The sequence below is a fragment of the Flectobacillus sp. BAB-3569 genome (assembly GCF_002270355.1).
GTDB classification, from domain to species: Bacteria; Bacteroidota; Bacteroidia; order Cytophagales; family Spirosomataceae; genus Flectobacillus; species Flectobacillus roseus.
This window is the reverse complement of sequence record NZ_NJFZ01000042.1, coordinates 110994-124449: the sequence shown is the minus strand read 5'-3', so window position 1 is coordinate 124449 and position 13456 is coordinate 110994. Positions and strand designations below refer to the sequence as shown.

The 13456-nt window shown below is 37.5% G+C and carries 11 protein-coding genes; 9 read left to right on the top strand and 2 right to left on the bottom strand.

Annotated features, from left to right (window positions below; translation table 11 throughout):
• The first annotated feature begins 30 nt into the window (after positions 1–30).
• The 9 genes from BWI92_RS25545 to BWI92_RS25505 all read left to right on the top strand — a co-directional run bounded on the left by BWI92_RS25545 (position 31) and on the right by BWI92_RS25505 (position 10477).
• On the top strand, positions 31–732 hold the full coding sequence (locus BWI92_RS25545) for an L-ribulose-5-phosphate 4-epimerase (RefSeq protein ID WP_095168303.1): 702 nt from the start codon (positions 31–33) through the stop codon (positions 730–732).
• Between the two features lie 288 nt (positions 733–1020).
• On the top strand, positions 1021–2676 hold the full coding sequence (locus BWI92_RS25540; protein ID WP_095168301.1) for a sodium/sugar symporter: 1656 nt from the start codon (positions 1021–1023) through the stop codon (positions 2674–2676).
• Positions 2677–2881: 205 nt separating this feature from the next.
• Positions 2882–3763, top strand: coding sequence for a glycoside hydrolase family 43 protein (locus tag BWI92_RS25535; RefSeq protein ID WP_095168299.1), 882 nt, complete (start codon positions 2882–2884; stop codon positions 3761–3763).
• A gap of 12 nt (positions 3764–3775) precedes the next feature.
• A complete protein-coding gene (locus BWI92_RS25530) occupies positions 3776–4432 on the top strand; it encodes an HAD family phosphatase (protein WP_095168297.1) in 657 nt (218 codons plus the stop codon).
• Position 4433: 1 nt separating this feature from the next.
• Positions 4434–5090 (top strand): fructose-6-phosphate aldolase, encoded by a 657-nt coding sequence (gene fsa / locus BWI92_RS25525; protein WP_095168294.1) that lies wholly within the window; start codon positions 4434–4436, stop codon positions 5088–5090.
• Positions 5091–5309: 219 nt separating this feature from the next.
• The gene (locus tag BWI92_RS25520; protein ID WP_229363563.1) at positions 5310–6425 is read left to right on the top strand and encodes an aldose epimerase family protein; all 1116 of its coding nucleotides are present in this window, start codon (positions 5310–5312) and stop codon (positions 6423–6425) included.
• 173 nt (positions 6426–6598) lie between these two features.
• Complete coding sequence (locus BWI92_RS25515; protein WP_095168292.1) at positions 6599–6958, top strand: hypothetical protein; 360 nt, start codon at positions 6599–6601, stop codon at positions 6956–6958.
• A gap of 148 nt (positions 6959–7106) precedes the next feature.
• A complete protein-coding gene (locus BWI92_RS25510) occupies positions 7107–9452 on the top strand; it encodes an RND family transporter (protein ID WP_095168289.1) in 2346 nt (781 codons plus the stop codon).
• A 155-nt stretch (positions 9453–9607) separates the two neighbouring features.
• Complete coding sequence (locus tag BWI92_RS25505) at positions 9608–10477, top strand: hypothetical protein (RefSeq protein ID WP_095168287.1); 870 nt, start codon at positions 9608–9610, stop codon at positions 10475–10477.
• A gap of 209 nt (positions 10478–10686) precedes the next feature.
• Here the strand turns inward: BWI92_RS25505 and BWI92_RS25500 are convergent, their stop codons facing one another.
• Entirely contained in the window at positions 10687–12717 is a 2031-nt protein-coding gene (locus tag BWI92_RS25500) for an outer membrane beta-barrel family protein (RefSeq protein ID WP_217903490.1), read from the bottom strand.
• Between the two features lie 29 nt (positions 12718–12746).
• A complete protein-coding gene (locus BWI92_RS27870) occupies positions 12747–13286 on the bottom strand; it encodes a carboxypeptidase regulatory-like domain-containing protein (protein WP_217903489.1) in 540 nt (179 codons plus the stop codon).
• Positions 13287–13456: the final 170 nt, after the last annotated feature.

Genomic DNA, 13456 nt, shown 5'->3' with positions numbered 1-13456 from the left:
CGAGTCTTTTACCTAAAATTAATTACAATCATGACTTATCAATCTCTACGTGAGGAATGTTATGAAGCAAACATGCAGCTTCCTAAACTGGGTTTGGTGCTTTTTACTTTTGGTAATGTAAGTGCTGTTGACCGTTCGCAAGCGGTGTTTGCTATCAAACCAAGTGGTGTGCCTTATGAGTTTTTGAAACTTGAGGATATCGTTATTATGGACTATGATGCCAAAGTAGTAGATGGCAAAATGCGTCCTTCTTCAGATACCAAAACACATGCTCAGTTATATAAAAATTGGGAAGGTATCGGTGGAATTACACATACACATAGTACCTATGCTGTGGCTTGGTCACAAGCTGGTTTGGACATTCCTATCTTCGGAACTACGCATGCGGATCATACTCACCAAGATATTCCATGTGCTCCTGTGTTGACTGACGAAATGATTGAAGGTGATTATGAATTTGAAACTGGTAATCAAATCTTCAACTGTTTTGCTGATAAAGGTCTTTCTTACAAAGAAATGGAAATGGTTCTTTTACAAAATCATGGTCCTTTTACTTGGGGAAAAACCGCTGAAAAGTCAGTTTATAGCGCAGCTGTTCTCGAAGAAGTCGCACGTATGGCTTATTTGACATTACAGATTAACCCTAACACTCCTCGCATCAAGGACACTTTGCGTTTGAAACATTACGAACGTAAACATGGCAAAAATGCTTACTACGGTCAAGGTTGCTAGGCGAAGTGAAAAAGTTTAGATTTCGGAGTTTTGAAAACTAAAAATTCGAAAGCATTTCTCTAAAAGTACCCATATTACTGCTATTGGTTTTTGAAAAATAGAAACCAATAGCAGGACAACCTGCAAGTCAAACACTATAAAATAATGAAGCGTGCTGAATTGAGAAGATTACGAAGGTGTCTATGTACTAATTTTTCATTCTCAATTCAGTACAGCAATGAAATTTTCAAATTAAACCTGAAATCCTTTGGTGACGCCTCACCATCTTTTATCTCCTTCTATTAATCTATGAAGCTCGGATTAGAATCTCTCGACTACATTATTTTCTTTGTTTACTTCGTAATCGTGGCGAGCTACGGTTATTGGGTTTACAAAAATAAGGGTAAGCAAACTGCTGACTCAAAAGACTTTTTCTTGGCGGAAGGTTCACTTACATGGTGGGCTATTGGTTCGTCAATTATTGCCTCAAATATCTCCGCCGAGCAGTTTATAGGCATGAGTGGACAGGCTTTTCAATTAGGTATTGCTATTTCGGTGTACGAATTGGTGGGGGCTTTCTCGCTGATTTTGATTGCGGTATTCTTTTTACCGATGTATATCCGAAATAATATTTACACGATGCCGCAATTTTTGGCAAGTCGTTACGACAATCGTATCAGTACGATTATGGCGGTGTTTTGGTTGTTTTTGTACATTTTGGTAAACTTAACATCCATCATTTACTTGGGTGCATTGAGTCTTGAAACAATGACAGGCTTTAGTTTTATGGCTTGTGCAACTTTCTTGACCATTTTTGCGATTTTTATTACCCTTGGTGGTATGAAAGTAATTGGTTATACCGACGTAATTCAGGTGGTTTGTTTGGTTGTAGGTGGTTTGGCAACGACTTACTTAGCCTTAGATTTACTTTCTGCAAAAGTGGGCTCGGGCGCAGGTATTTTTGAAGGATTGAGTTTGATTAAGGATAAAGCTGATAGCCATTTACACATGATTTTTGCTAAAGGACAATATCAAGTGCATGACGGTCAAGGCGGTATGATTGATGCTTATAATCAATTGCCTGGCTTGTTGATGTTTATTGTTGGAGGTCAATGGATTGTAAACCTGAATTATTTTGGTTGTAATCAATATATCACGCAACGTGCTTTGGGTGCAGATTTGAAAACGGCTCGTTCGGGTTTGTTGTTTGCTTCATTCCTCAAAATGCTAATGCCGATTATCGTGGTATTGCCGGGCTTGGCAGCGTATGTACTATTCCAAGAAAATGCAGATATGGCAATTGTCGAAGGAATTAGAGAAGGCGGTATTGTAAAACCAGATAACGCTTATCCAGTTTTATTGAACATCCTTCCTACAGGTTTGAAAGGTATGGCGTTTGCAGCACTAACCGCAGCGATTGTAGCATCATTGGCAGGAAAAGCCAACAGTATCTCAACGATTTACGTTTTGGATATTCATAAGAAATTCTTTGCACCAGACCTCAACGAAAAGCAAATGGTATGGTTGGGTCGTGTATCTATTGTCGTTTCTTTTGTGATTGCATTGGCTATTAGTCCATTGTTGAAAAACTTAGGTCAAGGTTTCCAATACATTCAAGAATACACAGGATTTATTTCTCCAGGTATCTTGGCAATTTTCTTGTTAGGTTTCTTCTGGAAAAAAGCTACTGCCAACGGTGCCTTAGCAGCGACTATTTTGAGTATTCCAATGTCGGCATTCTTGAAAGTGCAAGCACCAGATATGCCTTTCCTTAACCGTATGGGTGTTGTATTCTGGATTTGTGCGCTGGTAACTGTTGTTATCAGTTTAATTGAATCAAAAGGGAAAGACCATCCAAAAGCTTTTGTTGTGGATAGCAGCTGGTTTAAGTCAGATAAAGCGTTCCGTTTTGGCGCACTATTAATTACTGCCGTTGTTGTATTGATTTACACAATTTTCTGGTAGGATTATCGATTTTATAATTTGAAAATGAATTTGTATCCATGGTGAGTACTCCTAACCATGGATACAAATTTCAAAAAATCACTAAACCACTAATTCAATAAATCACTCAAAACTTATCCCCACCCAATATTTCAGTTATTGATATGAAAATTCGATTTTTTTAGGACTCCTTCTTGGATTACTTCTTGGACTTGGAACAACATCTATGGCACAAAAAGATGTCTATTTGTTTTCTTCTTTTAGAGATAATGGTCAGGATGGTTTGCATTTGGCTTATAGTTATGATGGTTACAATTGGACTGCTTTGAAAAAAGATAGTTCATTTTTACGTCCAACTGTTAGCAAAGACAAGCTCATGCGTGATCCTTGTATTTTGAAAGGTCCAGATGGTTACTTTCACATGGTATGGACAGTTTCTTGGAATGATCTTGGTATTGGCTATGCACGTTCGAAAGATTTGGTGCATTGGTCAGAACAACAATTTATCCCTGTGATGTCACATGAGCCAACGGCGCTCAACTGCTGGGCTCCAGAGATTAATTATGATGCCAAAACCAAAGAATATTTGATTTATTGGGCTACTACGATTCCTGATAGATTTCCTAGTACTGAAGGTGGCAAAGGCGATGGCAAATACAACCACCGTATGTATTCGACTACAACGAAGGATTTCAAAACCTTTACCCCTACTCGCTTGTTTTACGACCCTGGTTTCAACGTAATTGACGTATCAATTTTTCAAGTTTCCAAGAAAAAATATGCTATGATTATGAAAGATGAGACCAAAAACCCTGTAAAAAAGAATTTGAAGCTTGCTTTGAGCAAACATTTGAACAGTGGTTTTTCGCCTGCATCCGAGCCAATCTCAAAATTAGATTGGATTGAAGGGCCTACGGTAACTAAAATTGGTGAAGATTGGGTTGTATATTTCGACCAATATACACGCCACAAAATGGGAGCTTTGAAATCGAAAGACCTAAAAAATTGGGTAGATATTTCTGAAGAAGTTCATTTTCCGAAGGGTACTCGTCATGGTACGGTATTTAAGGCAAGTAAGGCAGAGTTGGAGTTTTTATTAAAACAATAAAAATCATTGGTGATGCAAAATGCTCTAATTTTTGATATGGACGGAACTATGGTGGACAACATGATGGTTCATCACCGTGCATGGCAAAAGAAACTCGCCGAACTGGGAAAAGTAATGACTTTGGAAGAAGTTATCGCTACATGTCATGGCAAAAATGATGAAATTTTACAGCGTATTTTCGGAGAACAATACTCTTTTGAAGAGCGTGATAAAATTTCATTTGAGAAAGAGGCGATTTACCGTGAGGTGTTTTTGCCTGAACTCAGATTGGTGGATGGATTAGCACAATTACTACAAACGGCTCATGAAGCTGGTATTCCGATGGGAATTGGTACAGCTGCACGTGCCGAAAATGTAGATTTTGTGTTAGACAATTTGAACATTCGTCATTATTTCAAGTCGATTGTTTGCGATCGTGATGTGACTTTAGGTAAACCCGACCCGACAGTGTTTTTTAAGGTAGCCGACCAATTGGACGTGCCTTATGAGCAGTGTTTGGTATTTGAGGATTCGCCCACAGGAGCACGCACGGCGCTCAATGCTGGAATGAAGGCTGTCATTGTTACGACGACGCACAAAGCGGAAGAATTCGAAGGGTTTGCAAGCGTATTGTTTTGCCTACCCGATTACACAACCCTTAATCTGTTTTCAACTTTAAAACTTATTTGACATGAAATTTTTTATTGACACTGCCAATTTGCAGGAAATTCAAGAAGCACAAAACTTAGGTGTTTTGGATGGTGTAACAACCAATCCATCATTGATGGCCAAAGAAGGTATCAGTGGTAAAGACAATATTATTGCTCATTACAAAGCCATTTGTGCGATTGTAGATGGCGACGTAAGTGCTGAGGTAATTTCAACAGATTATGAAGGCATGATTGCTGAAGGTGAAATCCTTGCGGCATTGGATGAAAAAATCGTGGTAAAAGTACCCATGATTAAAGATGGTATCCGTGCGATTCGCTATTTTTCTGATAAGGGCATCAAGACAAACTGTACTTTAGTGTTTTCAGCGGGACAAGCTTTGTTAGCCGCAAAAGCTGGTGCTACTTATGTTTCGCCATTTGTGGGACGTTTAGATGATATTTCTTTTGATGGAACTAAATTAATCGAGCAAATTCGCACGATATATGATAATTATGGTTTCGAAACAGAAATTCTAGCGGCATCTATTCGTCACCCTGTGCATATTCTTCAATGTGCTGAAATTGGTGCAGATGTGATGACTGGTCCATTAAGTGCTATCTTGGCATTACTTAAACATCCTTTGACTGATAGTGGTCTTGAGAAGTTTATGAAAGATATGGCAGGAAAGTGGAACTAATTGCGTGAAGAAAGAAGAGTGCGGCGTTTTGAATTATTACTAAAAAATAGACAATTTTGGATAGGATTTTTGATTTCAAGATATGAGAATTTTTATCAATTCGAAATCAAAAATCCGACATCCGATATAATTCTTGATAACCCAAATTTTTCCATTTTACAGTAAAAAAACTATGAAAAAAACAATCTCCTCGTAGCAAGTTTATTGACAGCCAGTTTGTTGTGGGCTTGCGAAAGTAAAAAATCTGAATCTACTCAAGGAACTTCTGATAGCTTGAAAATCGAACAATCGGCTTTCGGAAAAGTTTCTGATAGCACACAAGCTACGCTTTACACCTTGCACAATGCCGCAGGAACTACCGTTCAAATTTCTGATTTTGGTGGTACAATCGTTTCTTGGACAGCTCCAGATAAAAATGGAAAATTTGATGATATCACGCTTGGTTGCGATTCACTTTCGGGTTATCAGAAAGGTGTTCCATATTTCGGCGCTTTGATTGGTCGCTATGGCAACCGTATCGCCAAAGGACAATTTACTTTAGATGGAAAAGCTTACTCTCTAGCTAAAAATAACGGACCAAATGCTTTGCATGGCGGTTTGAAAGGATTTGATAAAGTACTTTGGAAAGCTACGCCAATCGAAGGTGAAGAACCATCATTGAAATTGACATACACCGCAAAAGATGGCGAAGAAGGATATCCAGGCAACTTGTCGGTAGAGGTGGTTTATACTTTGCAAAAAGATAATTCTTTGAAAATCGACTACAAAGCGACTACTGACAAAGCAACGGTAGTAAACTTGACAAACCATGCTTATTTCAACTTGAAAGGTGGTTTTGATAGCGATATCTTAGACCACGAAGTAACATTGAATGCTGACAAATTCTTACCAGTAGATGCAACGTTGATTCCTACGGGTGAATTGAAACCAGTAGCTGGAACTCCATTTGATTTCACTAAGCCATTCAAAATCGGCGCAAGAATCAATGATGCGAAGGATGAGCAAATTAAATTTGGATTAGGCTATGACCACTGCTGGGTATTAACTGACTCGACGAAGAACTTGAAATTGGCCGCTTCGGTGTATGAGCCAACAAGCGGACGTGTGTTGGAAGTATTCACAACCGAACCAGCGATTCAGTTTTATACAGGTAACTTCTTGGATGGTACTATTACAGGAAAAGGTGGCAAAGTGTACAAGCACCGTTTTGGTTTGTGTTTAGAGACGCAACATTATCCTGACTCTCCAAACCAAGCAAAATTCCCAAGCACTGTATTGAAACCAGGAGAAACATATGAAACAACTACGGTTTATAAGTTTTCGGTAAAGAAATAAGAAAAATACAAAATATATAAGAGAAGACAGCTCGTGATGGGCTGTCTTTTTTGTTTTTTTAAAAATATAAAATTTAATTTTTTGTATTTTTTTTGTAAATATAAAATGAAAAATAGGGAAAAGTCCTATTTTTTTGGGCAAAACCGACATCTACACTAATTTTGTAGTAAATCATGATATATTTTAAAAGTAACATATTGCCCGCCTTTGCTATGATGCTCGCTATAATAATGATGAGTTATGGCATTACGGGTAAGATTGTGTTACAATATCAGATTGAAAGTAAACTAGCGGCAAACATTTCGCTAGAACAAACCGATAGCTATTTTGACGACATAGCGTTGAGTTTTTCGAAATGTTTTGAAAGCTTTGTGAAAATCTTACACGACTTTGACAAACTAGGCTTTGGTCTGAAGTTTCATTGCCAACACGCACTCATAAGATTTTATCCTTCATTTGCGTTAAGTAATATATTTCTTCTCATTCCCTATCAGTTATTAACCCAATATTATATCGACATCAATGCTCCATGAATTTTGGGTAATACAACTGAACTCTTCAGACATACAATTTATTTTTACAGTTAGGAATAAGCCAAATCACTGAACGCCGCCTTTTTGAAGTATCGCATACAAACAGTGATTTTAAAAAAGGCTCAATCATCATTTAACATTACACTATATGTGGAATAAAATCGCAGAACTAATCATCCGAAATAGATTATTTTGGATTGGATTAATTATCGTATCAACCATTTACATGGGGTATCAGGCTAGCCGAATCCAATTATCTTATGAATTTGCCCGTATTCTTCCAGCAAACGACCCAATCGAACAAGAATATCAACGTTTCAGAAAATTATTTGGCGAAGATGGTAGCCTTATGGTGATTGGATACCAGTCGCCTGACTTATATAAATTAGAGAATTTTAATGATTGGTACGACCTTTCACAGGCGATTAAAAAGCATGAGGGAATTAAAAATGTAATCTCTCTAACAAATTTGATTGACTTGAAAGTCAATGAAACAACCAAGCGTTTTGAGGTAAAACCTTTGTTGACTCAAAAACCAAAGTCTCAGGCTGAGGTTGATTCAATTAAGGAAAAAATTGCCAATTTGAAGTTCTATGACGGTATGGTGATTAATACAAAAACCAATACCACCTTGATGGCGATTACTTTCAATGAGAAAGCTTTGAACTCAAAGAAACGTATTTCAATTGTTCAAGAAATCAGAGATTTAGCACATCAGTTTGAGGAAAAACACCATACTACGCTTCATCTTTCAGGTATGCCTTTTATTCGTACTGCTACGATGCAAAAGGTATCGCACGAAATGGAGCTGTTTATGGGATTGGCCGTACTAGTGACTGCGGCTATTTTATGGTTTTTCTTCCGCTCTATTCGATTCACCCTAGTATCAATTTTGGTGGTATTGATTGGTGTGGTATTTTCGGTAGGAACACTCGTAATGATGGGTTATAAGATTACGATGTTAACAGGTTTGATTCCGCCATTATTGATTGTGATTGGTGTACCAAACTGTATTTTCTTGATTAATCGCTACCAAGCAGAATTGTCGGCTCATGGCGATAAGCAGCTTGCGATTCATAATATGATTACAGGGATTGGTTTATCGACCTTCCTTGCCAATATGACAACAGCGATTGGATTTGGGGTGTTTTATTTTACAAATAGTAGTTTGTTGGTCGAATTTGGCGTTGTGTCTGCCCTGAATGTAATGGTTACTTACGTGCTTTGTTTGGTTTTAGTTCCAATTTCGGTGTACTACATGGGATTGCCTCAAGTGAAGCATTTGAAGCATTTGGACGGAAAATGGGCTAAGAAGTTCTTGTCATGGATTGATCATACAGTTCATAACCACCGTCCAGCGATTTATTTGACAGCCTTGGTAGTTGTGTTGGTATCTGCTTATGGTGTTACCAAAATCAATGTAATCGGATATGTTGTAGATGACCTTCCTAAAAAAGATCCTATTTATGCCGATTTACGCTTTTTCGAAGAAAACTTCAATGGTGTTTTGCCTTTCGAAATCATGGTAGATACTAAGCATAAGAATGGGGTATTTGATAACCAAGCTGAAACCTTGTACAAGATAAAATCTTTACAAAATCGTTTAAAGCAATACAAGGAGTTTTCAAAACCATTATCGATTGTTGAGGCAGTTCGTTTCTTATACCAATCTTACAAAGGTGGTGAAGGACGATACTTTATTATGCCTAGTGTTTTTGAGTTGTCAAAACTCTCAGAATATCTACAAACTGATTCTTCATCAGCCTCAAAACAAATCAAACCGTTCTTGAACGATGATAAAAGTATCACCCGTATCAGTTACCAAATGGCTGATGTTGGTTCGGTACGTATCAAAGAATTGATGAAAGAAATCCAGCCACAAGTGGATGAGATTTTTCCGAAAGACCAATATAAAGTAAGCTTGACAGGACATAGCTTGGTGTTTTTGAAAAGCAATGACTACTTGTTGGGCAACTTGTACGAAAGTTTGTTGATTGCCATTGTGTTGATTGCTTTGGTGGGTATGGTGCTTTTCCGCTCGATTCCTATCATTATTTTATCAAAATTACCTTGTTTGATTCCATTGGCATTGACAGCGGGAATTATGGGCTTTTTCGATATTCACTTTAAGCCTTCTACGATTCTAATCTTTAGTATTACTTTCGGTATTGCCTCAGATGGAACAGTTTATTTCTTGACGCGTTATCGTCAAGAATTGGAAGAAAAAGGCAATAGTGTACGCGAATCTATCACTAACACCATTTTTGGTACAGGTTTGAGTATGATTTACACAGCCGTAATTTTGTTCTGTGGATTCTCTATATTTGCTGCATCAAGTTTTGGCGGAACTGCTGCTATGGGTGTGATGGTATCTATTACACTTTTGATTGCGATGTGTACCAACTTGATTTTATTACCAGCATTACTGTTGACAATCAATCGTAAAAAATTGGATGTTAGAAAAACTAAAGCAGTAGTGTTAGAAGAACAATAAAATTGCTTTAAGCAGAATATAATATACCAGAGGGATGATTGTACCAGACAATCATCCCTCTTTTGTTTTTGACCGAATAATAGATTATCATGTTTTATGAAGGTTGAAATGCCTATTTTGCAGAAAATCTATCATAACACACATTTTAATCTCTCATGAAACACCTACTACCACTTTCTTTGCTAAAGCAGTCTGTTTTAGCCATAATTTTGTCTATTCTTTTTACCTCCTGTAATGTTCTCAAAAATGAGGTTGACAAAATTGATTTGACCAAACCCCTCAACAAAGCCGAACCTGCCTTGAGTAATTTATCGTCAAAAGTAGGTGAAAACTTAGTGCTAGGTGCTACCAAAGCCCTTCCACACGCTGCGTCGAGTTTAAAGGGATTTGCCGATACCTTAAATCCTGATATTAAAAAACTCATTCACGCGATTGCCATTGCGGGAGATACAACAAATATTCAATTGACAAAGCTGGGGGATAATCTACATTGGCAAATTGGAAGACTCAAAGGCGATTTGAAATTCACGGATGAATTGGTTGCCAAAATCATGCGAACACTTGATAAAAATTCGCAAAGGCTTTTGACCAATATGTTACAAAATGCCTTGGATTCAATGAATAGTCCAGCGTCGAAAGCAAAATTGGATTCTATTATTGGCAATATTTTAAGTGAAAAAACTTCCATGCGTACTCAGCAGTTGGTTAACAATACACTTCAACCGACCATAGACACACTTACAAGTAGGATTGATAAGATTGTTCATAAAGATATACCTTTTGTGCAACGTCAAGCTTCCATGATTATTGGAGGCATTACTTTGGCAGCATTGCTGATTATTGGTTTTGTATGGTATCAAAGAAGAAAATATTTGAGACTGATTAAAGTATTAACCTACCAAATAGACCAAATCGGCGATCAATCTATTTATGACAATCTTACGAAGCATATTAGCTCACAAACCAAAAAGGAAGATTTAGAGCCACTTCTAAAGAATATCCTTAGCGAGCAAGGAATCAATTAGTAGAGCGGAGTTTTGAGTGATGAATTGTCCTTTGTCCTTGCCTAAAATAGGTTGCCCTGAAAACTGAACGATATTTTAGACTGTAGCCGACACTACTGCCCAAAGCCAAACAAAAAACCACCGCCCAAGATGTGCGGTGGTTTAACCAGTGCATTACAATATCACATAATACACCTTGTCACTATTTCTATGATTTATTATCCAAAAAACTACTGCATTTGCATACCTTCCATCGATGAGGCATTTTTAGAACTTCTCTTAAATATGCTCATATCCATCTGTCCGAAACGAATAGAGAGGTTCAATCTCACCAATTGTGGGTTATTCAAACGATAGTAAGTTTGTGTAAATCCTTCACCGTACGATACCTGTGTGTTTCCTCTTGTTCTGAAAATATCGTTTACCGAAAGTGTCGCAGAAGCAATATCGTTTTTCAAGAAACTCTTTTTGATCGCAATATCAACTCCATAAAAAGGCTTGATATATCCTTGTGATGAACTTTGCGCCTGACTCATTGGAGGTCCAAAACCTTGATTTTGCGTGATAGGCATATTGGTTTTGCCTTGATAATCGCCAGATAACTGGATTACCCATTTTTGCGGTAAGGTAAAGTTGTTGTTGATTTTACCAAACACTGTCCAAAGAGCATCTGTAGCTTGTGCGTTTTCGATGTTTTGGGTATTGATTTTTGAGTTATAAAAGTTCAAGTTCGCCGTTAAATCCCAAAATGCTTTCAATTTTGTTGTGTATGTAAACTCTGTACCATACGTTACACTCGAATTGGCATTGATATAGGTATTAATCAAGTCAGTTTTGCCACTAATCGGGTTGATTTCTTGACTCAAATATCTTGTAATGAGGTTATTCGTGTATTTGTAATAACCTGATGCCAAGAAAGTGGAATTACCTTTTGAGTGACTATATGAAATTTCGCTTGAGGTCGTAAACTCTGGTACTAAGTCTGGATTTCCTCTTGTAATGTTCAAGCTATCGCTAAAATCTACATAAGGGATTTGCTGGAAAAAGTTGGGTCTATTTACTCTTCTTGTTACGCTCAATTGCAATTGATCTGCTTTAGACAATTCTCTTGTTAAGAATATCGAAGGAAACAAGCTGATTGGATATTCGTTACTAAACTTTTGATTGTTGGCTAAAAGAGATCCATTATATTTTGAGCTTTCACCACGTAAACCAACTTTGTAAGAAAACAATTTTGGTAACTTTCCTGCAAATGAAACGTAAGCAGCATACACATAATTTTCACCTTCATAATTTACAGAAGCAGAAGTAATATCTTTGTAAATATCAGATCCTACAGCCTTTAAGGTGTTGTTATTCAAGTTTTTATTGTAATTGATTTGGATTTTTGCACCTGTTTCTAAAGTGATTTTTCCTTTCAATGGTTTTACATAATCTGTCTGAACTGTCAAAACTTTGTTATTCCCTTCACCAATATTTTTCTGGATTTGATTTCCTGTAATGACATTTTGAGCATTATAATAATTGGTAGAGTAAACCGCATTGGAAGAGTTGTCGCCACCAAAGTAGTTCAAATCAGCAGAAAGTTCTTCGCCTTCTGTTTTGAAGTTTTGTTTGAAACCTAATTGCAAACCTCTTGGTTTAAATGCTCTTTCAGTATTCGAAAGTCTATTGCTAGAACTTGTTACGCCGTTGATTTTTGTCGTGATTTTCAAGTCTTCAGTTGGGTCAAATTTACCTTGTCCGAAGAAACCAGCCACCGAAAGTGTCGCACGGTTCGATACATAGTAGTCCATACCTAAGCGACCAAAAGTCATGTTGCCTTTTGTTTTGCTATTGATGTCCTGCGCGATACTCGATTGTGTACCACCAATGGTGCTTGAGCGGTCGCTATTACCTGTAACGTTGTTACGCATACGCATATTCATAAACATCATTGTTACGTTTACTTTATTTTGACGTACACTAAGGTTTCCCATAATATTAGAGCCACCAAAACGGTCGGCACCCAAGTTTACCATGCCATTATATCCACTCTTTTTGTTTTTCTTCAAGACCAAATTTAGGATACCTGCTGTACTTCCAGAAGCATCGTATTTAGCTGAAGGGTTGGTGATTACCTCAACTTTTTCGATAGCATCCGCAGGGATTTGGTCTAGGTTCAATGTTGTCGGGCGACCATCGATAAACAGTACAGGTGAGGCATTTCTTAATTTTACATTACCATCAATATCTACTTGCAATGAAGGAATATTACGCATGATGTCTACCGCAGTACCACCCGAAGTAACTAAGTTTTTAGAAACGTTAAAGCTTTTTTGTCAATATCCATTTCCAATAATGGCTTAGAACCATTGACTGTTACACCATCGAGAAGAGTGGACTCTGAGGCTAACTTGATGTTGCCCAAATCTTTGTCCATCGCAGCCATCATTTTTGCCATCATGGCAGGGTCAGGTTGTTGACCTGGCTTTGGTGCGCCACCTTCCATTTTAGGCATAGATACTGCCAAAGGCATTTCCAAAGTTTTATAGCCTACCGAACTGATTTTAAGTTTTAATTTAGCCATCATGGGCAAACCAGAAAAACTAAAGTCTCCGTTCAATTCGGTTTGCATGGCTTTTACCAAAACATCTTTTTCCTTCTTAGTATCCTTGTCAACAACGCTTTTAAGTACTACGACTGAAGCAAATTCTACGGGCTTGCCTTGCTCATCTACGATTTTGCCATACGCTTTCCATTCTGGCATTTTGCCAGCACCACCCGAAGGCATTTGTGCAAATCCCGATATTGAGAGAAGCACTAACATAATTGTTAATATCTTATTCATGATTGATAGAGTTAATTCGAGAGTTTATCAGAGGAAAATTTTTATTTACTACATTTTGAATAACATCACTCTCACTTGCGATTGATGATTCAAATTTGCGGGCAATTTCTCGAATTTCCATTCAGCTGTAGACGCAATGATGTGAACTGTATATGGATGAACATCGTGGA